Annotated in this window: 18 protein-coding genes and 1 pseudogene; 5 read left to right on the top strand and 14 right to left on the bottom strand. The window is 38.8% G+C overall.

Annotated elements, in window-relative coordinates; genetic code table 11:
• Positions 1 to 65: 65 nt before the first annotated feature.
• Positions 66 to 266, top strand: coding sequence for a hypothetical protein (locus tag NST15_RS03500; RefSeq protein WP_039168553.1), 201 nt, complete (start codon positions 66 to 68; stop codon positions 264 to 266).
• Positions 267 to 276: 10 nt separating this feature from the next.
• Here NST15_RS03500 and NST15_RS03495 read toward each other — a convergent pair whose 3' ends face one another.
• Entirely contained in the window at positions 277 to 1,191 is a 915-nt protein-coding gene (locus NST15_RS03495; protein WP_035703587.1) for an NAD(P)/FAD-dependent oxidoreductase, read from the bottom strand.
• A gap of 63 nt (positions 1,192 to 1,254) precedes the next feature.
• Complete coding sequence (locus tag NST15_RS03490) at positions 1,255 to 1,692, bottom strand: Rrf2 family transcriptional regulator (RefSeq protein ID WP_144626158.1); 438 nt, start codon at positions 1,690 to 1,692, stop codon at positions 1,255 to 1,257.
• Positions 1,693 to 1,873: 181 nt separating this feature from the next.
• Between NST15_RS03490 and NST15_RS03485 the strand changes: the two genes are divergently transcribed.
• On the top strand, positions 1,874 to 2,245 hold the full coding sequence (locus tag NST15_RS03485) for a hypothetical protein (protein ID WP_311754486.1): 372 nt from the start codon (positions 1,874 to 1,876) through the stop codon (positions 2,243 to 2,245).
• A gap of 82 nt (positions 2,246 to 2,327) precedes the next feature.
• Here NST15_RS03485 and NST15_RS03480 read toward each other — a convergent pair whose 3' ends face one another.
• From NST15_RS03480 to NST15_RS03445, 8 genes and pseudogenes are all read right to left on the bottom strand, one after another.
• Positions 2,328 to 2,879, bottom strand: a complete 552-nt coding sequence (locus tag NST15_RS03480) for a hypothetical protein (RefSeq protein WP_017360436.1) — start codon at positions 2,877 to 2,879, stop codon at positions 2,328 to 2,330.
• A gap of 200 nt (positions 2,880 to 3,079) precedes the next feature.
• Positions 3,080 to 4,054, bottom strand: a complete 975-nt coding sequence (locus tag NST15_RS03475) for a tRNA-dihydrouridine synthase (protein WP_076822801.1) — start codon at positions 4,052 to 4,054, stop codon at positions 3,080 to 3,082.
• 215 nt (positions 4,055 to 4,269) lie between these two features.
• Positions 4,270 to 5,413, bottom strand: a pseudogene (locus NST15_RS03470) (IS3 family transposase); the annotation flags it as partial.
• 35 nt (positions 5,414 to 5,448) lie between these two features.
• The gene (locus NST15_RS03465) at positions 5,449 to 6,243 is read right to left on the bottom strand and encodes a hypothetical protein (RefSeq protein WP_083693056.1); all 795 of its coding nucleotides are present in this window, start codon (positions 6,241 to 6,243) and stop codon (positions 5,449 to 5,451) included.
• 32 nt (positions 6,244 to 6,275) lie between these two features.
• The gene (locus tag NST15_RS03460; RefSeq protein ID WP_342498858.1) at positions 6,276 to 7,346 is read right to left on the bottom strand and encodes a UvrD-helicase domain-containing protein; all 1,071 of its coding nucleotides are present in this window, start codon (positions 7,344 to 7,346) and stop codon (positions 6,276 to 6,278) included.
• Positions 7,330 to 8,940, bottom strand: coding sequence for an AAA family ATPase (locus tag NST15_RS03455; protein ID WP_017359795.1), 1,611 nt, complete (start codon positions 8,938 to 8,940; stop codon positions 7,330 to 7,332). The genes NST15_RS03460 and NST15_RS03455 overlap by 17 nt, the downstream gene beginning before the upstream one ends.
• Before the next feature lie 458 nt (positions 8,941 to 9,398).
• A complete protein-coding gene (rlmD, locus tag NST15_RS03450; RefSeq protein WP_206116031.1) occupies positions 9,399 to 10,784 on the bottom strand; it encodes a 23S rRNA (uracil(1939)-C(5))-methyltransferase RlmD in 1,386 nt (461 codons plus the stop codon).
• Positions 10,785 to 10,845: 61 nt separating this feature from the next.
• Positions 10,846 to 11,754 carry a diacylglycerol kinase gene (locus tag NST15_RS03445; RefSeq protein ID WP_007496845.1) on the bottom strand — a complete coding sequence of 303 codons (909 nt, stop codon included), beginning with the start codon at positions 11,752 to 11,754 and terminating at the stop codon, positions 10,846 to 10,848.
• A gap of 181 nt (positions 11,755 to 11,935) precedes the next feature.
• Here NST15_RS03445 and NST15_RS03440 point away from each other — a divergent pair, with 181 nt between their 5' ends.
• The gene (locus tag NST15_RS03440) at positions 11,936 to 12,889 is read left to right on the top strand and encodes a nucleoside hydrolase (protein WP_007496847.1); all 954 of its coding nucleotides are present in this window, start codon (positions 11,936 to 11,938) and stop codon (positions 12,887 to 12,889) included.
• A 228-nt stretch (positions 12,890 to 13,117) separates the two neighbouring features.
• On the opposite strand, the gene NST15_RS03435 is transcribed toward NST15_RS03440, so the two are convergent.
• Positions 13,118 to 16,324, bottom strand: a complete 3,207-nt coding sequence (locus tag NST15_RS03435; protein WP_342498857.1) for an efflux RND transporter permease subunit — start codon at positions 16,322 to 16,324, stop codon at positions 13,118 to 13,120.
• Positions 16,325 to 16,455: 131 nt separating this feature from the next.
• On the opposite strand from NST15_RS03435, the gene NST15_RS03430 reads away from it, so the two are divergent.
• Positions 16,456 to 17,301 (top strand): TetR/AcrR family transcriptional regulator, encoded by an 846-nt coding sequence (locus NST15_RS03430; RefSeq protein ID WP_113747743.1) that lies wholly within the window; start codon positions 16,456 to 16,458, stop codon positions 17,299 to 17,301.
• Positions 17,302 to 17,483: 182 nt separating this feature from the next.
• Here the strand turns inward: NST15_RS03430 and gatB are convergent, their stop codons facing one another.
• Genes gatB through gatC form a run of 3 tightly spaced genes read right to left on the bottom strand, consistent with a single transcriptional unit; the run spans position 17,484 to position 20,690 of the window.
• Positions 17,484 to 18,914, bottom strand: a complete 1,431-nt coding sequence (gatB, locus tag NST15_RS03425) for an Asp-tRNA(Asn)/Glu-tRNA(Gln) amidotransferase subunit GatB (protein ID WP_007496855.1) — start codon at positions 18,912 to 18,914, stop codon at positions 17,484 to 17,486.
• Positions 18,915 to 18,927: 13 nt separating this feature from the next.
• Positions 18,928 to 20,385 (bottom strand): Asp-tRNA(Asn)/Glu-tRNA(Gln) amidotransferase subunit GatA, encoded by a 1,458-nt coding sequence (gatA, locus tag NST15_RS03420; protein ID WP_268439381.1) that lies wholly within the window; start codon positions 20,383 to 20,385, stop codon positions 18,928 to 18,930.
• Between the two features lie 14 nt (positions 20,386 to 20,399).
• The gene (gatC, locus tag NST15_RS03415; protein WP_003213898.1) at positions 20,400 to 20,690 is read right to left on the bottom strand and encodes an Asp-tRNA(Asn)/Glu-tRNA(Gln) amidotransferase subunit GatC; all 291 of its coding nucleotides are present in this window, start codon (positions 20,688 to 20,690) and stop codon (positions 20,400 to 20,402) included.
• Positions 20,691 to 21,101: 411 nt separating this feature from the next.
• Between gatC and putP the strand changes: the two genes are divergently transcribed.
• A complete protein-coding gene (gene putP, locus NST15_RS03410; RefSeq protein WP_019743299.1) occupies positions 21,102 to 22,583 on the top strand; it encodes a sodium/proline symporter PutP in 1,482 nt (493 codons plus the stop codon).
• Positions 22,584 to 22,716 lie beyond the last annotated feature (133 nt).

The raw sequence follows: 22,716 nt of genomic DNA, 5'->3' as shown, positions 1-22,716 counted from the left end.
TGGAAATTCAATTGGAAATAAACTGTCATTTCTTATATGATAGAAAGAGATGGAGGTGTGACCAATTGAAAAAATGGTTTTTACAGGTGTTCCTCACCGCATTGATCACGATGTGGATACAGGCTGGACTTGATCAGGCGAACATCATTCAAATCAACAATGTATGGGTCGATGTCAGCAGCTGGATCCTGATCTTCTTTGTCATCTACGCACTTTTTGAATGGACTGCTCACGTCTTAGCAAAACGGAAAATCGCTCATCGCTGAACATCTCTTTTTACAGAGATGTTTTTTGTTGAAACTCTTCCTGCACAAGTTCATGAATCACGCCCATTCCTGCCTGACTTCCAGCTGCTGCTGCAAGAACAAGCTGAGCAGGCCCGCCTAAATTATCACCACATGCAAAAATACCGCTGACGGTTGTACGCCCAAGAATATCTGTTTCAATGCCCCCATTTTTCGTCATTTGACAGCCTAGTTTTTCAGCAAAAGGGGTTGACTGCTTGAAATCACTTGCGACAAATCCGCCTTCTCTTTTCACCGTTTCCCCATTCGCAAGGTGAAGAGAGTGAAGCTGCCCATTGTCATGATTGATCGCTACAATTGGTACATCAATGACTTGAATAGAATGCGCTGATAGCAGTGCTTTCTCCTCTTCAGCTAACACTTGCTGTCCATTTGTAAACACAATCAAATCCTTTGTCCAATTGGAAAGAAGTTTCGCCATATGCAAAGCGCGCTGGTTCTCAGCAATCAGAGCCAGCGGCTTGTCCTTTAGCTCCCAGCCATCACAGAAAGGACAGCTAAACAACGTCTTTCCATACACTTCATGAATCCCCTTCATTTCTGGCAGTATATCCTGAAGTCCTGTTGCCAATATGATTTTCTTCGCTTCGAATCTTTCTCCCTCTTGTGTCAGTAACGCGAAGTTGTCCTCATGATTTTGTATCTCCACAATTCTGCTTCGTTTGATTTGGATATTGGGGTAGTTTTGAAGATCCGCTTCTCCCGCTTGTCTGATCTCAAACGGTGTCATTCCATCGTTTGTAATAAATCCATGTGATTCCTGAGTCACTCGATTTCTTGGCATCTCATCATCGAATACCATGACCTGTTTTCTGCCCCGCCCCACAACAAGAGCTGCATTTAATCCGGCTGGCCCGCCTCCAATAATGGCACAATCTAATAACATATAAATCTCCCCTTTTATCAAAGACTTTAAAGACTCTTAATATCTATAATTAATTCAAAAAAATCACATGTTGAAAAATGGATTTTTTTCTGTCTGCTCTATTTGGCTTGCAATATCAACTAACCGCTTTTGACTTAACGTCTCCTGCATTTTCATTTCAACATCCTGCATGACTTGTTCAATCAAACAGCCATCGTGAGGCATGAAAGAATCATGTTCTAAAGAACAACGAAATAAATGGGTTTGTCCTTCTACCGCCTGAATGACGTCTAGAAACGAAATGTCCTCCTTCTTTTTCAGAATGGTGTAACCACCTTTTGCGCCAGGTGTTGATTCAATCAATCCCGCCTTCACAAGCTTTGTTAAAATTTTGGATAAATAAGTGGGTGAAAGATCTTGCATCTTGGCGAGAGGCTCAACGCCTATTGCTTTCCCCTTTGGTGCAAGGGTTAAAAATACCATCGTATGAAGCGCATAGTTGGTCGCTTTAGAATATTTCATAGAAACATTCCTTTCTATCTATTGTAGACCTTTTATATCTGTAAATGATCATAAAAGATTCAAGAAGAAAAAGCAAGTATTGTGGATCTGCTTCTTTTTTCATTCCACATTTCGCATTTCCTTCCGATAATAGAAGTAAGCACGAATAAAAGCTTGATGAAGACTAGAAGGAGTGAAAAAAATGTCAGATCAACAGCACAATGCAGCACACGAAGAAGAAGAGGAATTTAACGTATACGACATGCTTCCACCCGCAGGAACAATCATTGGCGAAGCAACAGAAGAAGAAATGGAGGCTGCGGCAGCATTAGAAGTGAGACATTACGCCTTTATGCGTCTGCAAGACTCGTACATTCAATTTGATGGATCTTCTTATAAAGAATTGCTTAAAGACTTTCAAGAAATAGAATTTGATTCTGCAAAGTTTTGGAGAGCCATCGCACGACGCCTGCAAGTCCCATACGAATGGCCAATCCGAATCGACCATGCAAACGGTCCTATTTATATTGGTGAAACAGAAGATAGCCGTGATGTTGAGGAGAGTGCGGAGTAAGTTATAAACTATAGTAAACACCTTATGTTAAATATGACTAATGTCTAATAAACTTAAGGTGTTTATATATGAAATTTTCAACTTAGATACGCCTGTTTTCATTACTGATTTTATTATATTCAATAATACAATCTTTAAGTAAGTCACTTAAATAATATCTTCTATCCATGTTTTTTTCTCTATTCCTCACATAAAGAATGTAAAATACGCCAAGTATCACAAATGCAATTAAAATCATATAGAGTGAAAGTTGAAAGACCGGTGAAGGGTCTAGACTCTTTAACCATTCAAATAGCTCATCTTTACTTATTTTTTCTTCCCCTAAATGATTTTTAAGAAGGGTATTAAACATAGTAAAAGTCACAGTAATCATTCCAATTATAACTGTAGTTAATACTGGCAAAAGTACTGTTATAAAGTTGAAAACAATATTATGGAGAGGCTGTATATCTTTGGCCCTTTTAATTTGAGATTCTGAACGTCTTAACATTCTTTTTAATTCAGACTTATCATGATCTAGTATTATTGATTCTCTCAGTTCTTTTTGGTCTTTAAAATTCAACTCATAAATTTCTCCATACCTAGCACTAAGATAATTTGAAACGTATTTAGATTCTCCGTAATCTCTAGTCATTTTTTTCACCTCCAACCTTTATATCGACAATCTAGAAAAAAATCAAAATTAATAAAATCTCATTTTGAATTCATTTGTGTCCCAAAATGGTTTCAAATAAAATACCTCAAATTGTTATTTCTATCTCATTTTACCATTTGAGAGAACTAGTTTAATAGTCCTATTCATAAAAAAGAGAAGGGTTCCCCTCCTCTTGTTGATTATGATTGTTCCTGATTTCTCGCCTCAAATTCATCTAGCATTGCACGCACTTCATCTGTTGATGATGTGTTCATTAATTGGTTTCTTAGGAAGCTCGCTCCTCTGAATCCTTTTACATAAATCTTAAAGAAACGATGCAGTGCCTTGAATGGACGCAAGCCTAATGAGGAATATTGATCATGAAGATCAAGATGCAACCTTAAAAGACCTAGCAGCTCATCACTCGTATGCTCCTTCGGCTCTTTTTCAAAAGCAAATGGGTTATGGAAAATCCCACGCCCAATCATCACACCGTCCACTCCATACTGCTCAGCGAGCTTTAAACCAGTTTGACGATCAGGAATATCACCATTGATCGTTAAAAGCGTATCTGGTGCTACTTCATCACGCAATTTCTTAATCTCAGGAATGAGCTCCCAATGCGCATCCACCTGGCTCATCTCTTTTTTTGTGCGAAGGTGAATCGATAAATTCACAATGTCTTGCTCCAAAATGTGTCTGAGCCAACCACGCCATTCATCGACCTCTGTAAACCCTAGTCTTGTTTTCACACTAACAGGTAATCCCCCTGCTTTTGCCGCTTGAATCAGCTCTGCGGCAACATCTGGACGAAGAATCAATCCACTACCCTTCCCGTTTTGCGTGACATTTGGGACAGGACAACCCATATTAATATCAAGCCCCTGAAATCCTAACTCCGCCATTCCAATACTCATTTGTCTAAAGTTCTCAGGCTTGTCTCCCCAAATATGAGCAACAATCGGCTGCTCATCCTCTGTAAACGTTAAACGGCCTTTCACACTTTGAATACCATCAGGGTGGCAGTAGCTCTCACTGTTCGTAAACTCTGTAAAAAACACATCCGGTCTCGCCGCCTCACTCACAACATGACGAAACACAACATCTGTCACTTCTTCCATTGGTGCTAATATAAAAAATGGCCGTGGTAAATCACGCCAGAAATTTTTACTCATCTTTCATCCAATTCCTCTCATGACATAGCGCCTAAAGGGCATGTCCCTCTGTAAATTCTTTCAGCAATTTTTATCATTATATACTTTAATATGAACTAGGCAAAATTGCAAAAAAGGAATTTGGTGATGAAGTAGGGTTTAATGCTGATTTGATCATTAAAATATTGGTTTTATGACTAAAGACTACAAAAAAAAATCCTGATTTGGAGGACCCCCTAAAGACGCGATTTTTTATGAGACAGCTTTCGGGGGGCATGAGTTCGATATTGTACCGGACTCATGCCTTTTAGTTTGGTCTTTATACGTGTGTGATTTTAGTAGTCAATATATTGTTCAAGTTCTTGCTTGAAGTGTTCGATGTTCTCAAATTCTTTTAGGTATAGAAATTCAGACTTTAAGATACCGAAGAAGTTCTCGATAACTGCGTTATCGTAACAGTTCCCTTTTCGGGACATACTCTGTGTAATCCCACGCTTTTTAAGGCGTGTCTAAATTGCTTCATTTGGTAATGCCATCCTTGATCAGAATGTATCATTAGTTTCTCCTCTTCATCTAAACGGTTGAACGCCTGATGAAGCATCGTTGGGACGAATAAACAGGTCTTAAACCGACTGTATAGGTAATGATTTCACCATTAAATAGATCTAAATCAGCTTGAAAATGACGAGCCAAAATATTAGGCGCTATTTTGTTCACTGTGCCTCTGTATGAACGATATTTCTTCACTCGGACCAGCATTTTAGTCCTAGAGCTTTCATGATGCGCTGGACTTTTTTGTGATTCACCTTTTGTCCCCGGTTGATTAGTTCATCACGAATCCGGCGATATCCATAACGTCCTTGATGTTCCTGATAAATGGTTTGAATCATCTTTTTCAGTTCGACATCCTGATCAGGACGAGCTAAATGCTTGATCAAGTATTAGTAAATACTGCGCAGAATACATGCGAGCTTAAGAAGTAATTTCACCGGATACTGATACCTTAAATCGTAGACTACTTGCGCTTTGTCTTGTTTGGTGATTGTTCCTTGTTTTGAACTAAGGCATTCAACTTTTTTAAATACTCATTTTCCATGCGCAAATGTTCTACTTCTGCCTGTAACGCTTCCATTAATCCTTTCATTATTTCTTGTTTTCCAGTTTTCTTTTTCATAGACGGACGCCCCTTTTTCTTAGATTGAAGGGCGTCTACTCCTTGTGTTTCCAAGATGCGCTTCCAGTTCCAAAGCGTGGTATCAAAAGGCAGATTAAAGAGTACAGCTGTATCCAAGATAGACGTCACATGTTCATTCATATAATCAAGACGTCTAGTTTATATTGGACTAGATAATTTGTATATGACTTTGAAAAAGCTTTTTCTCTTATAGCATTTATAAATTCCACTCGGAATTTTCTTATATTATTTTCATATGTTCTATACGTATAGCAGATTGATTAATTAAATCAATTTGCCAACGTTTCCATTTAAAATTAAGATTACCTATCATTGCAACTCTATGTACTTTATTAATATCAACTACGTCTTTATTTCCCCCTCTGTAAATTTGTGTTCTATATTTCCATTGCCCAAGTTTATTCAAAGTCCATAATTTTAATAGATAATATTTGTAACTTTCCCCATCATCATTTACTTTTTCTTTTTCAACTACCTCTAATTTTACTTCCCCATAAAATAAATAAAGATTCGTTCCATCAGACTCATCAATCCAACTCGATAAGCTTTTTCTTCTGAGTGATTTTAACTCAATAACATCTTTTTTTACTTCAGGAATTAACATTGGACTAGAGTTGTTTTTACTATTAGAGATATTTTTTTTAATTAAGATATTAGATTTTTGATTTTTCACTTTAAATAAAATATGCATAATAGAATTTAACTTATCTTGGATTTGACTATTAGTTAATCCTTTAACATAATTTTGAATAGTTGTCTTAGAAGCATATTCGTATATATATGAGCAAGTATCGTCATGAGAAGATGACGGTTTCTTTTTTAAATGCGCCCTTTTACCAGACGTTTCTCTCACTAAAAACAATTCTGCTTTTTCGCACTCTGGACAAAACATAGCCCCTTCAAAAGGAGTGTAATTACCGTGATTTTTTTTTGAATAATCCACTACATCTTTAACATTACAGGTCCTACCCGTCTTACTATAATAAAATTCTTCAAAGCTTTTAGGTTTGGCCATTATATCACCTTATCGTAATTATTTAAAATGCTTCATTCCTTAAAATTACAAATGTTTTTTATCTTAACTTTTTCAGTTGCACTAATAATTCCTACACTATATTTAGCCCTTGTTAGAGCAACATAAAATTTAGCTAAAGTAGTTTCATCTAAATCTAACTCCCCAGATTCCATATACTTCTCCATCTTAACCGTAGGTTTTATAAGCACCCTATCAAATGTTAAACCTTTTGAATCCCCAAAATTAATCGCTTTGGGTAAGACAGTTCTAGCGTTGTATCTTAAACACTGTGGATTATATCTTTGAATATACTCTTCCAGATTATTTGGATGAACAATAAATACGCCATCGTGTCCAGTTCGTTCTTCATTTGTTGATACCGTACTAGCCATACTCTCGAATAAACTATCAGCGAAATCACATATCAACTGATTGCATCTGTGGCTAATATTTAAACTTTGATCAACCTCACAGATGTTTGTTCTTTCTAAAAAGTAATCAATAATATTTATGCCTTTATATTTTTTGTTCTTATTAGTATTATTTGTAGCATAAGTTGCTTGTCTAATATCACCTACAAATAATACATTTATAGTAGAATGCATTAAAAAATTAAATATCTCTAAATCATAGCCAGCCATATCTTGTACTTCATCTATATAAATAGAGTCATATAATTCGCTAATACGATTAATATTCTTATACTCAGTATTTTGCGCAATTAACTCTGCTAATTCAGAAAGTCTATCCTTGTTAACCTCATTTTTTGCATTTAAAAAATAAGCCTTAATGTTAGTTTTCGTTGCAAATCTATTAATAGGTCCTGCAGGGAAATATACACCTTCTATAAATTCTTCATAAACGAAATTTTGATATGGTCTTATTAAGTCGGATAATAAAAATGTATACCAGCTTTTCACCATAATATGATTTGGTATAAATCCATATAACTCTATAATTTTTTTCTCAATCTCTTCACGATTCTTATTAGTATAAGTAACAATCAAAGTCTTTTTGGGAGTATTATTAAGAGCTTCTTTCACTATATATGTTGTTTTTCCGGAACCAGCAGCTGCGACAATTACTTTATTCTTCAATTGCATCTAATATATACCTCGGCATTTGAATAATTTGATCAGATTCAAATATCTTTAATGCACACTTTGTTTTATTGTTTAGCATATACTCTAACAAACGTTCATCTGTGTATTCAGGATGAGCTAAAATCTCTTTAATTATTGATAGATTTTGTTCGTTTGCCTCAACAATATTTGGCTCAAGTGTTTTTAGCGTTTCATCTGAACCATAGTAGATTTTCACTAAATTATTTGATGAATATTTTTCGTACTTCTTATGAATATTTTGTTCAATGTTTCCATCATTATCTGTAATTATCGTTATTTCTTTTTGAAGGTTAGCGGATATCTCTATAAACCTTTTAAAGGACAAACCATCTATACAAAATACATCCACACCATCTTCTAAAGGTAATTTCCCATACAAATCTTTATAGGCTCTTTGTACTATTAAATCTTCAGATGGCCCCTCTACTAAAATAACTTTTCGGCTTAAAACAAGGCGCAGCGTATCATATCCAGGCAACCTAATAAAGAACTCTCTAGTTTCCTCTTCAAGATCATTGAATGTTGTAATTTTCTTATCGTTTGATAGTAAAATCATCTTTCCAATGTCTAATTTATTTAAAATAAAACTACTATGCGTTGTAATTATTAATTGTTTATTTTTATTCTTAGTTTTGATTACGTTTAATAATTTATTTAAATTTGAAAGTGATAAATGATTTTCTGGCTCTTCAATTAAGACTACCGCTTCTACATCTTTATTTGCTTCTAATGCTAATTTCATTTTAATAGCACTTTGTTCGCCTTTCCCTATGTAATCAAATGGAACTTCATCTAAATATGCAGTAATAATTTTGTCCCAATTAGATTTGCTCGAGATATCGACCGATACATTTAAATTTTTATCAGTAATATCTCCCTTCTTTTCATTTAAATTTTTATTTATTGTTGAAATGGATTGGTTTTCTGAGAACGTTTCTTTTAACTTTCTATAATGAACAGTTAATTCAGTGCGTTGTGAAGGTTCTAAGGAGTCATTTAAAATCTTGTGCAGGTATATATCTGTACCATTTTGATATTTCGAAGTGGATGTATCTATTAATGTAGATCTGGCAGGTATACTTCTAGAAGTTAGACTATTCCCAGCGAAAGATCGCCAAACTACTTTGTAATATTCAATTGGTAACGTTTTAATTGTACTTACATCTTGAATATAAGCTTCGTACTCAGCTTGGTATGTTGAATCAAATTCAATGCTTATAGAGACCCCTGGAGTATCAATTCTTAATAAGTTATTTGTGCCTTTTAATTCACTGTATATGTTGTTTGGGTTATCAAAATATAATTCAACATTGATTTTAGGTAATTCGGCTTGTGGATTTGTTAATAATTGCTGTAAATACGATCTTACGCTATTAATGTTAAACAGATATGGACTTAATTCGTTGTGAAGCAGCCTATTATTCAATTGACCTGTCAAAGCTAAATTTATAGCTTCTAATAGTGTTGATTTACCAGTTTCATTATCTCCAATGATAATATTTAAATCAGGATTTAAATTTAATTCAAAGTCCTCGTAAGATTTGTAATTCTTGATTTTCAATTTATTAATCATTTAAACACCTCAACTTAACCTAAACATAATCACTATTATATCACCTAAAACAATAATCATTAACAAATTTTGTAATAATATGAAAATAAATTATAACACATATAAGTAGACCAATATGGATGACTTTCTAAAATTTCATTTAATTTTCAGGAGGTTTTCGATGGTAGGATTAAAAAATGATGCATGTGGAGTCAATCCAGTAATTCGAATAAGAAAAAGTGTGTGTTAATCTTTAAGTATAACTACTTATTTATTTACTTTTTGCCTTTTTGTTTAACGATGTCTTAGGTTCTTTGGGAACCACCTCATTTTTAACAATCCATTTTTCATGGGTGCAGACGGCCATTAAAGGTGCATTATCGCACTTCTAAACCGTCTGCTTTTTATGTTTAAACAAATATCAAGTTAGTATTTCAAATCCACATCCGAGTATTATACATGTAAAAAACATGTTTAACTTAGGATTTGTCAACTAGTTCAATTAACGCACAGCACTCCACATGACTCGTATGCGGAAACATATCCACTGGCTGCACTTCCTCCGTCACATACCCACCATCTTCAAGAATACGCAAATCACGAGCTAGCGTCCCTGGATTACAGGACACATATACAACACGGTTTGGTTTCATCTTTAAAATCGTATCAAGCAGTGCTTCGTCACAGCCTTTTCTTGGTGGATCAACCACTAGCGTATCTGCTTTGATGCCTTCTTTGTACCAATTTGGGATAACGATTTCTGCTTCGCCGACTGCGAATTCAACGTTGTCAATCCCGTTTAAGGTAGCGTTGCGTTTTGCATCTTCAATTGCTTCTGGCACAATTTCCACGCCATATACTCTGCCTGCTTTTTGTGCGAGAAATAAGGAAATTGTACCGATTCCGCAATACGCATCGATCACGGTTTCTTCTCCTTGCAGCTCGGCATATTCAAGGGCTTTGTCGTAAAGCACCTTTGTTTGAGCTGGATTCACTTGATAAAACGAGCGGGCTGAAATAGCAAATTTGATGTCGCCAATCGTGTCATAAATGTATTCTTCTCCCCATAAAACGGTCGTTTCGTCTCCGAAAATGACATTTGTCTTCTTTGAATTCACGTTTTGCACAATTGACCGAACGTGTGGGAAGCGTGCTATAATCTGCTCAATCACTTGTTGCTTTTGCGGAAAATCAGACGTTCTTGTGACAAACACAACCATCATTTCACCTGTTGCCATGCCGTAGCGAACCATGACATGACGGAGCCAGCCTTTATGCCGCTCTTCGTTATATGCTTTGATGCCAAACGCATTGCAGATGTCTTTTACTGCTTGTACCACTTCGTCATTTTCTGATTGCTGGATCAAGCATTTTTCCATATCAATGATTTCATGGGTACGTTGCTGATAAAATCCTGCAACAAGTCCGCCTTCCCGTTCGCCAACTGGTACTTGTGCTTTGTTTCGGTAATTCCAAGGGTCTTCCATGCCGAGTACAGGATGAACTTTTACACGGCTCATATCAAGCTTGCCGATCCGCTCCAATACGTCCTTTACTTGTTTCTGTTTAAAAAGCAGCTGGCCTTCATAGCTCATGTGCTGAATTTGACAGCCTCCGCACTGCTTATAGATAGGACATGGCGCATCTTGCCTGTGCTGACTTTTCTTTGTCAGCTCCATGAGTCGTCCAAAAGCAAATCCTTTTTTGACACGTGTGACTTTGATTTTCCCTTGTTCGTCAGGAAGGGCATTCGGTACAAACACAGGGAAACCCTCAATTTTCGCTACTCCTGCACCTTCGTGCGTTAAATCTTCGAAGGTTACATTGTAGTATTCATTCTTTTCAACAGGCGGTTTCATTTTCACCAATTTTATCACCTCATTTGCAAAGAAAAACTTGGTCGCCATAAGGAACCAAGTTCAGTCTTCACCCTATTTTTTCAGCTGTTGCTTTTGGCACAATAAATTCAATATGGCGATACAAGTTTTCAAATTCACCTGGCAGCATGCCGCCGTATTCGCCATCTAGATTTAATTGCATTTTATCTTTTACATCTACCTTTACGCGATTCGCTTTTGCGTAGATGACATTGTTATCATGAATATGCTCGCCTCTGAGTGCAAGGCTGACCACTCGAATGGCTTCTGCTAGATTGACCTTCTTTAGAATGATCAGGTCAAACATCCCATCATCTAGAATGGAATCTGGTGCGAGCTTTTCAAAGCCGCCTACTGAGTTTGTTAGTGAAACAAGAAACAGCATGATTTCTCCATGAAACAATTTGCCGTCATATTCAATTTCGACTTCTGTCGGGCGAATGGAAGGAAGCATCTCCATGCCTTTCAAATAATACGCAAGTTGTCCTAGCATGGTTTTCAGCTTACTAGGCACTTCATAGGTCAGCTCTGTTAATCGGCCGCCTCCCGCAATATTAATGAAATACTGTCCATTCACTTTACCAATATCAAGCGGCTTTGCTACACCATCAATGATGGCATCTGTCGCTTTTAAAATATCTTCTCTTGGAATGCCAAGTGCTCTTGCGAAGTCATTGGTCGTTCCAACTGGAATGATTCCTAATTTTGGTCTTTTTTCAAGCGGTGCTAATCCATTGACGACTTCATTAATCGTGCCGTCTCCACCAGCTGCTACAATTAAATCAAAATCTCTCTGTGCGGCTTTTTCGGCTGCTTGTGTTGCATCTCCTGCACATGTCGTCGCATGACAAGATGTTTCATAGCCAGCCTGTTCAAATTTTTGCAAAACCTGCGGTAAATTCTTCTTAAAGAGTTCACGTCCAGATGTCGGATTGTATATAATTCGAGCACGTTTCATTCATCATCATCCTATTATCATTATGCAATCTATTTTCACCACTAACAACCTTTAATTATACTATGAGATTTGAAAATGGCAACAGAACAACCCCCTAATATTTGAAATCTCACGGTACGTTTCCCTCAGCAGATCAGCATTCTGATAAGATAAAAGAAAACGATGAAAAGGATGGTATGCCATGAAAAAGCCTGTCTATTTCAATCATGACGGCGGTGTTGATGATCTCGTGTCCTTATTTCTGCTTCTTCAAATGGAACACCTGAAAGTGATCGGGACGTCTGTGATTCCTGCTGATTGTTATTTAGAGCCTGCGCTGAGCGCCTCTCAGAAAATTATTGATCGTTTTAGCCCTTATGAGATTGAAGTAGCCGCTTCCAATTCTAGAGGTGTGAATCCTTTTCCAAAGGAATGGCGCATGCATGCTTTTTATGTAGATGCCCTGCCGATTTTAAATGAAAAAGGCGCTGTTGATACAAAAGTATCTAAGCTTCCTGCACATCTTCACCTGATTGAAACGGTGAAAAAGTCAACCGAACCTGTTACGCTGCTCTTTACAGGACCGCTCACAGACCTTGCACGCGCCTTAGAAGAAGATCCTTCCATCTCAAATAAAATTGAGAAACTGGTGTGGATGGGCGGCACATTCCTTGAAAAAGGCAATGTCGAAGAACCCGAACATGATGGAACAGCAGAATGGAATGCCTTTTGGGACCCTTATGCTGTGAGCACCGTATTTCAAGAGCGTTTTCCAATTGAAATGGTCGCACTGGAAAGCACGAATCAAGTCCCGCTCACACTCGATGTCCGTCAACGCTGGGCTTCCCTTCGCTCTCACATCGGGATTGACTTTATTGGACAATGTTATGCCTTTTGTCCGCCTCTCATTCATCACGAAACGAACTCGACTTACTACTTATGGGATGTGCTGACAACGATCACTCTTGCATCCACCTCATTTACCCGTTCAAAAGAAATGAATGCAATTGTTTATACCGAAACACCAAGACAAGGACGTACTGAAGAACATCCAGATGGAAAATCGATTCAAGTCATTGACCACGTCGATCGGGATGCCTTTTTCGAGGCATTTGAAGAGCTGATGAGAAAAGCGGTTTGTCAGATTTCATCATAAAAAAGCCCCGCTTATTAGCGGGGCTCAAATTGTTGACACAGGGCTAAAATGAACTTGATTTTAGCCCTGTGTCTTCTTTTCAGCGTGATAGAAAACCTTTGCATTCTAGGAAGGACGAGTACCGGCGCATAGCGAATTTGACATTCGTGAGCACCAGCACGCAGGACTGACCAAGAATGCGAGGGTTTGTCTACACGCTGAAGCCCCGCTCATGAGCGGGGCTTCCTCTTACTCTTCTTCAGCGTACTTTTTCTTACGTCTAAACTTGCTTAAGATTTCATACACGATTGGCACGATGACCAATGTGAGAAGTGTAGAACTTGTTAAACCGCCAATAACGGTGACGCCAAGTCCTTTTGATACGATCTGACTTCCGCCTTCAAAACCTAATGCGAGTGGCAGCAATGCACCAATTGTCGCAAGTGCCGTCATTAAGATTGGGCGTAATCTTGTTGTACCTGCTTCAAGTAAGGCTTCTCTTGTTGAAAGTCCTTCTTTTTCTTTATGAATCACTCGGTCAATCAAGACAATGGCATTTGTTACAACGATTCCGATTAGCATCAGCAATCCAATCATGGCATTTAAACTGATGGTTTCTTTCGCTACAAACAATCCAACGAGTGCCCCAATAACCGTAAATGGAAGTGAGAACAGAATCGCAAATGGTGCAAGACCTCCGCCAAATGTAATGACGAGAACGAGGTATACAATCGCAATCGCTGCAAGCATTGCGAGTCCTAGCTGTGTAAAGGATTCCTCAATATCCGCACTTACACCGCCTGTATCAATCGTAACGCCAGATTTTAAATCAAGCTTGTCAACTTTCTTCTGAACATCTTGTGTCACACTTGATACGTCGTCTGTTGTCATGTCACCAGATACTTCAGCGTAAATCTTCCCATCCCGCTTTGTCACAGTGTTTGCTGTTGTGCCATCTTTCACTTTCACCACATCGCCAATTCGAACTTGTTGTCCTGTTGGTGTTGTGATCTTTTTATTCTCTAGATCTTTTTTACTCTTGTATTCATCTTTTTCGGTTTGAAGCTTCACATCTAGTTCTTTGCCGTCCTCTGTTACTTTCGTCAACGTTGTTTCATTACTTTGAGGAGCGATCGCCTGTGCGATTTGTGAAGCGGTTAAGCCTAGTTTCGCCAGTTTTTCTTGATCTGCATTAAACGTATATTCGTCATATTTCTCAGATAAGCTTGTGCTGACGTTTTTCAAGTTCTTTTCATCTTTTAAAATGTTCTCGACATCTTTGACTGTGCCTTCAATATCACTTGCTTTGTCACCGTACACATAGTACGTCACTGTATTGCTTGCGCCAGCAGATGAGAAGTCTTGTGATTTCCATTCCCCTTTAGACGTTTTGTCTTGAAGGGCTTTAACCATACGATCTTTTTCTTTATCAAAGTTCGGTGTGTCCTCGTCGTATTGTACGAAGAATAATGCACCGTTAGAGTTTCCGCCAACACTTGCTGTCATTGCATTTGAAGAGCCTAATGAATATTGAACCGTATTGACATGATCACGTTTCATTAAGTAATCTTCTGCCTTTTTCGTTTCAGCAATGGCTTGTTCTCTCGTTTGTCCAGGCTCTGGCGTGTATGTCACCATTGCCGTTTTTTCTGCTTCCTGTGGTAAGAAGCTGACACCGACAAGTGGTGCGAGGAATAAGCTTCCGACCAGCATCAAAATCGCAATTCCTGACGTGATCCATTTATGGTTCAATGTCCAATTGAGTACACGTCTATAACCACCAGCAAGTTTGCTTGGTTTGTGTTCTTTCACCTTTTTCGCTTTGCCGTACAGGTTCTTTTTAAATAGGCTGTGAGCCATCATTGGAACGATTGTAATGGCGACAAGTAGTGAAGCCATTAGAGCAAACACAATGGTTAATGCAAATGGGATGAATAGTTCACCAATCATTCCACCCACTAGCGCTAATGGCAAGAATACCGCAATTGTGACAATCGTCGAAGACATAATCGGAATAAACATTTCTTTTGTGGCTTCTCTAACGAGTGCTTTGCCCTTTAACGGTTCATCCTTTAACGCCATTCGTCGATAGATGTTTTCTATGACAACAATCGAGTCATCGACAACACGTCCAATGGCGACTGTCATGGCACCAAGTGTCATGATATTTAATGTGATATCCAGCTGATTTAATAATAAAACAGCAATCAACAGGGATAACGGAATGGAGATGACCGAAATTAATGTTGATTTGATATCTCGAAGGAACAACATGATGATAATGATCGCAAAGATTGCTCCGATGATCGCCTTGTTCAGCATTGTGCTGACAGATTCTTTAATCGGCTCTGCTTGATCATATGTCGTGCTGACTTTGATTCCTTTATTGTCTTTCTTGAATGTATCAAGTTCTTTTGTGACTGCTTCTGCTACACTCACTGTGTTGGCATCAGAGCCTTTGACAATTTGCAAACCGATACTGTCTTTTCCGTTCGTTCTAGAAATCGATTCTGCATCTTTCACGACTTTAATATCTGCAATCTCAGAAAGTTTGATCGTCGGCAGCTCTACAGATTGACCGCTTGCTGCACCAGTTTGTTGCTGAGCTGCTGCTGCTTGCTGCTGACTTGCACTTCCCGCCTGTTGATCAGCACCTTGAGCTCCTGCATTTCCTGAGCCGCTAGCAGATGCACCAGCTCCTGCGCTTGCACTTGGTGTGACAGGAATTCGCATGTTTTTCAAATCTTTAACACTTAAAATATTGCCATCCACTACGACTGATTTTTGCTTGTTGCCAAATGTGTATAACCCTAAAGGTACATTGACATCAGAGCCTTTGATCATGTTTTGGACAGTTTCTTCATCTAAACCATATTCCTTCAATTTCTTTTGTTTAAAAGAAAATTCTACTTCTTTGATTTGTTGTCCAGAAGCTTCGACAGACGAGACACCCTCTAAGCTTTGAAGAGAAGGAATAAGATCATTTTCCACTTTTTGTGTCAGGTCTTGTAATGATTCTTTATCACCGGAAACACTTAGAGCTAAGATTGGAATCGCATTGATGCTAAAACGTGTGATTTTTGGTTTTTCTGCATTTTCTGGAAAATTGATATTGCTAATGGCATCTTCAATTTCCTTCTTTGCTTCATCCATATCTTTATTGTAATCGTACTCGATTTGAATCGATGAGGCATTTTCAAAAGAATTAGAAGTGACCACATTCACCCCATTGAGATTTTGTATCGACTTCTCAATTGGGTCTGTCACCTTATCTGATACTTCGTCCGGCGTTGCGCCAGGATACGTTGTAGAAACCGTAATGACTGGAGTGTTGATATTCGGGATTGATTCTTGTTTCATATTCAATCCGGCATATAGACCAGCAACTGTTACGATAATCGTCATGAGCCATACAGCGAACTTGTTCTTTAATACAAAATTGATGATCGAATTCATTATGTCCTCCATTTTCCTTTATGTATTGACTGACTGGTCATTCTATATCATAATAAACGGTGATATACAATGCCGTCAACCATTTCACTTGCGTTTGACGTAACATTCTAAAGCTGAAGGGGCCTTATTTCATGAACGAAAAAAAAGAAAAAATCATTAAAGCAAGCATTCAGTTGTTTGCGAAAAAAGGTTTTTCTTCTACGACCATTCAGGAAATTGCAGATGAATGCGGAATTTCTAAAGGTGCATTTTATTTGCATTTCAAATCAAAAGAACAGCTTTTCAACAGAGCGTTTGAATATTATATCGACACGTCTATGCAAAGTATTGAAAAGATTCGAAAAGAAAATCAACATCTTGCGCCTAGAGATATCTTTCAGAAACAAATCGCTGAACAGTTCCAGCACTTTACTGAGAACAAGGATTTTATCATTTTGATCCTCAGCGAGAACATTATTCCGGAAAACCAGCAAATTAAAAAGTATTCCAAAACGGTTAAAAAGCAGATGAATGATGAAATCCAAATTTCTATTTTGACCACGTATGGACAGGAGATCGAACCATACATAACTGACCTGTCAGTCATGATTCAAGGAATCATCCAATCTTATGTGCAGGTACTGCTTTTGCAAGATCAGATGCAATTATCATGTGATGAGCTCTCATCCTTTATTCTCGATCGATTTGATGATTTGGTGCATGGGCTTCTCCGTTCTCATGCGAAGCCGATTCTAAAGCAAAACATTTGGGATGACGAAGCGCCAAATGCCGCTACTCTTCAAGAAGAGCTTCGATTGTTAAAATCTGAGCATCTGCTTTCGGATGATACCCTTGTATCCATTGAAGTTATTGAAGAAGAATTGGCCAAAGATGAGCCTCGCAAGCCGGTCATTCAAGGGATGCTGACAAATTTAGAAACGTGTGAGGACTCCGCTGTCCAAAGAGCTGTGGAACAATTGAAGCTATTCCTCCAATGACAATACGTGGCGATGTTCACTTTAGTTCACCTTTATCCCCTTCGAATATGTGCTAAAGCTTATGCTTCATTATAAAAAAAGAACCAATGAATTGATATACGGCGGTGGTCTGAATCTGTGATAAGACCCTGTCATATCCATCAACAAAAAAACCGCCTCTTCCATGAGGCGGTTTTTGCGATTTATCGTTTTTTGATTTCTTCAAGAAGAATCTTGTTGACCATCGGCGGGTTTGCTTGGCCCTTCGATGCTTTCATGATTTGTCCGACTAAGAAACCAATTGCGCGGTCTTTTCCATTTTTGAAGTCTTCAATGGATTGCGGGTTGTTATCAAGAGCTTCTGTGACAAGTTTGAGCAGTGCACCTTCGTCAGAAATTTGGACAAGTCCTTTTTCTTTGACGATTGTTTCTGCGTCGCCCCCATTTTCGATAAGTTCTTTAAATACCTTTTTGGCAATCTTAGAAGAAATCGTTCCTTTTTCGATAAGCTTGATCATGCCAGCCAGTCCTTGCGGCGTTAGCTTCGTATCTTCCAGCTCTTTTTGAGCCGAGTTCAAGTAGGCAGATACTTCACCCATGAGCCAGTTTGATGCTTGCTTCGCTTCAGCACCTTCTGAAATGGTCGCTTCAAAGAAATCAGACATTTCTTTTGTCAGCGTCAGTACCATTGCGTCATATGCAGGAAGTCCAAGTTCATCAATGTAGCGTTTGCGGCGCTCGTCTGGAAGCTCTGGAATGGATGCTCTTACGCGTTCTTTCCACTCGTCATCAATATACAGCTCCACTAAATCTGGTTCTGGGAAGTAGCGGTAATCATCAGAACCTTCTTTGACACGCATGAGGATCGTCTTTTTAGACGCTTCGTCATAGCGGCGAGTTTCTTGTTCGATCAAGCCGCCAGAAAGCAATACTTGCTCTTGGCGTTTTTCTTCGAACTCAAGACCTTTTTGGACGAAAGCAAATGAGTTTAAGTTCTTCAGCTCTGTTTTCGTTCCAAACTCTTCACGGCCGATCGGACGAAGAGAAATGTTGGCATCACAGCGCAGTGAGCCTTCTTCCATCTTACAGTCAGAGACGCCTGTATATTGAATAATAGATTTTAATTTTTCTAAGTAAGCATACGCTTCTTCTGGCGTACGAATGTCTGGCTCAGATACGATTTCAACAAGTGGTGTTCCTTGACGGTTGAAATCGACGAGTGAATAACCGTCGCCTGTGTGCGTCAGTTTTCCTGCATCCTCTTCCAAATGAAGACGTGTAATACCAATTCGTTTTGTTTTGCCGTCTACTTCAATTTCAATCCAGCCGTTTTCACCGATCGGTTTATCAAATTGAGAAATTTGATACGCCTTTGGGTTATCAGGATAGAAATAGTTTTTACGGTCAAATTTTGTATCAGTTGCAATCTCACAGTTCAGTGCCATTGCTGCTTTCATCGCAAAGTTCACCGCTTCTTTGTTCAGCACAGGCAGTACGCCAGGATAACCAAGATCGATGACACTTGTTTGCGTATTGGCAGCCGCACCAAAAGGCGTCGGTGAGCTTGAGAAAATTTTTGATTGTGTTTTGAGCTCTACGTGGACTTCAAGTCCAATTACCGTTTCAAAGTTCATTCTGATTCACCCCTTACAGTTCAGGTTTTGCTTTATGATGATCTGTTGCTTGTTCGAAAGCGTGAGCCACGCGGTAAACGGTTCCTTCATCAAAGTGTTTACCGATGATTTGTAGTCCTAGCGGAAGACCATTTGCAAATCCACAAGGTACACTGATTCCTGGAACGCCTGCAAGGTTAACAGGGATCGTTAAAATGTCGTTTGCATACATTGTGAGTGGGTCGCTTGTCTTTTCACCAATGTTAAATGCCGGAGTTGGTGTTGTTGGTCCTACAATGACATCATACTTTTCGAAAACATCTTCAAAGTCTTTTTTGATCAGCGTACGGACTTTTTGCGCTTTTTTATAGTATGCATCGTAATATCCTGAGCTTAGAGCGAATGTGCCAAGCATGATGCGGCGTTTCACTTCGTCTCCAAAGCCTTCAGAACGGGTATTTTTATATAAATCAATCAGGTTGTCTGCATTGTCTGTACGGTAGCCATAGCGAATACCGTCAAAACGAGCAAGGTTTGCAGATGCTTCTGAAGATGACAGTAAGTAGTACGTCGCAAGCGCATATTTAGAATGCGGAAGAGACACTTCTTCCCATGTGGCACCAAGTCCTTCTAATACTTTCAATGCTTGAAGAACAGACTCTTTTGCTTCTTCGCCAACACCTTCGCCAAGATATTCTTTTGGCACAGCGATTTTCAAGCCTTTGATGTCGCCAGTTAATGAAGAAAGAAAATCTGGGACATCGACATTTGCACTCGTTGCGTCCATTTGATCAACACCAGAAATCGCTTGAAGAACATATGCGTTGTCCTCAACATTACGCGTAATCGGCCCAATTTGATCTAATGATGAAGCAAATGCGATTAAACCGTATCTAGATACACGGCCATACGTTGGTTTAAGACCAACAACACCACAGAATGATGCCGGCTGGCGAATGGAGCCGCCTGTATCTGATCCAAGAGAGAATGGTACTTCTCCAGCTGCAACAGATGCTGCTGAGCCACCACTTGACCCACCTGGAACGGTGTTTAAATTCCACGGGTTCTTCGTTGCTTTGAAGCCTGAGTTCTCCGTAGAAGATCCCATCGCAAATTCGTCCATGTTTAATTTACCGATTGTGACAGCTTCCGCTTCTCTTAAGCGGTTCACAACGGTTGCATCGTAAATAGGATCGAAGTTTTGCAAGATTTTACTTGATGCCGTTGTACGTAAATCTTTCGTCACGATGTTATCTTTGACACCGATCGGCATACCGAACAATAGACCAAGCTCGTCCTTTTCACCAACGGCCTCGTCCAATTCCTTTGCGTACACACGTGCTTTCTCTTCGTCCAGCGCTAGGAATGCTTGTACTTTCCCGTCTACTTCATGGATTCGTTTATAAGACTCGTCCACTAAATCAGAAACAGACAGTTCCTTTTTATGTAAAAGCTCTTTTAATTCAGAAATTTTGTGGTCAAACAGTGACATGCCTCAGGCCTCCTTTAGTCCAAAATTGATGGCACACGAATATAGCCGTCTTTATGATCAGGCGCGTTTTTGATGACTGCCTCAATGGAAAGACCTTTATTCGGAACATCTTCTCTCATGACGTTTTTCATTTTTAATACGTGTGTTGTTGGTTCAACGTTTTCCGTATCTACCTCGTTTAACTGCTCTGCAAATGAAATGATGCTATCAAGCTGTTCTGTAAACATCTCAGCTTCTTCTTCTGTAATCGCAAGCCGTGCCAAATGCGCAACATGCTTTACTTCTTCTATTGAAATTCTTGACATGCAGGTTCACCTCCAAAAATGATACGTGTTCGTGGTCATGATCATAAGTCATATACACTTTATCATATCAAATTTTACTGTTCTAAAGCAACTTTACGAGGACGCCCAGAAAGGCTTTGTCCACTAATATGTCATTGTGGTGCAGCCAGTGTCTAAAATATTCATCAAGTTGACTTTTTATTTTTCAGAAAATTTTTTCTTTTATTTAATTTAGTAAACGCTTACATATAGACGCTTATCACGCATACACGTATTTTTTTGTCTGATGGGGATGTTTAAGAAGGTTGATCACTTGGGAATACTCTGATAGGTTAAGTAACCATAGCAGTGAGCAGGCAGTTCAATAGGCTGTTCTTTGTATATTTTGATTGAGGTGATGTCAAATTAATACGAAAAAGGTGATATGGAAACATGAGTATTGAGATTGTAATTTCTCTATCTATTTATTTTATTGGAATGCTGGCTATTGGCTGGTATGCATTCAGAAAAACAAATGACTTGAATGATTATATGTTAGGCGGACGCGGGTTAGGTCCTTATGTAACGGCTCTATCTGCTGGTGCAGCTGATATGAGTGGGTGGATGCTGATGGGGCTTCCAGGCGCTATGTATACAACTGGCCTTTCATCTGGATGGCTTGCTGTTGGTTTAATTAGTGGTGCTTACTTAAACTATCTATTCCTAGCGCCACGATTGAGATCGTACACAGAAGTTGCTGATGATGCGATTACCATTCCAGACTTTTTTGACAAACGGTTTAAAGACTCATCTACTTTATTGAAAGCTGTCTCAGCTGTCATCATTATGATTTTCTTTACACTTTACACCTCATCAGGTATGGTATCAGGCGGACGCTTATTTGAATCAGCGTTTGGTGCTGATTATATGTTTGGTTTAATCTTAACTTCTAGTATCGTGATTTTGTACACACTATTCGGCGGCTTTTTGGCAGTTAGTTTAACTGATTTTGTTCAAGGAGCTATTATGTTTTTAGCATTAGTGCTCGTGCCGATCGTTGCCTTTACTCAATTAGGTGGACCTGTTGCCACATTCAATGATATTCAACAGATTGACCCTAAATTGCTTGATATTTTTAGAGGAACGAGCGTCATTGGCATTATTTCCTTCCTCGCTTGGGGACTCGGTTACTTTGGACAGCCGCACATTATTGTTCGCTTTATGGCGATTACGACTGTAAAAGATTTAAAGCCAGCACGTCGTATCGGTATGAGCTGGATGATTGTGTCTGTCATTGGTTCACTATCTGTCGGTTTAGTCGGCGTGGCGTATGTTCATGAAACAAGCACCACTTTGGCAGACCCAGAAACCATCTTTATTGTGTTTTCTAAAGTGTTATTCCATCCATATATTACTGGATTTTTACTTTCTGCCATTTTAGCTGCGATTATGAGTTCAATTTCTTCTCAGCTGCTTGTCACTGCAAGTGCGATGACAGAGGATTTATACCGTACATTCTTTAGAAGAAAAGCCTCTGACAAAGAACTTGTGATGATTGGACGTATCTCTGTACTAGTCGTAGCGATTGTTGCTATTGGTCTCTCTCTAAACCCAAGTGATACGATTCTTGACCTTGTCGGTTATGCGTGGGCTGGATTTGGATCTTCATTCGGTCCCGTCATCTTGTTATGTCTATACTGGAAACGAATGAATCATCATGGCGCTTTAGCCGGAATGATTGTTGGAGCTGTTGTCGTTCTCGTTTGGATTTCAACAGGCTTAAACAACACGACTGGATTGTATGAAATGGTTCCTGGATTTATTTTAAGTGGTTTGACTGCTATTATTGTCAGCCTCTTAACAAATAAACCGTCTAAAGCTTCTAAAAAGCTATTTAGTAAAATGGAAGACCATCTCGAAGAAGAAACAAAATAACCAGACATGAGGAGTCATCTGCATTATGCGGATGACTCTCTTTATTTTTCAATAAAATGCTTTTCTTTCTCCCGTTTCTGAATAAAATAGAAGTTGTGCAGCCATATGGGCTGTGAGAAGATCATATACATGA

The sequence above is a fragment of the Bacillus sp. FSL R5-0820 genome, assembly GCF_038593385.1.
Taxonomy (GTDB): Bacteria; Bacillota; Bacilli; order Bacillales; family Bacillaceae; genus Bacillus; species Bacillus altitudinis.
Note: the sequence above shows the minus strand (reverse complement) of the source record. Positions and strands in the feature narration are given on the sequence as shown.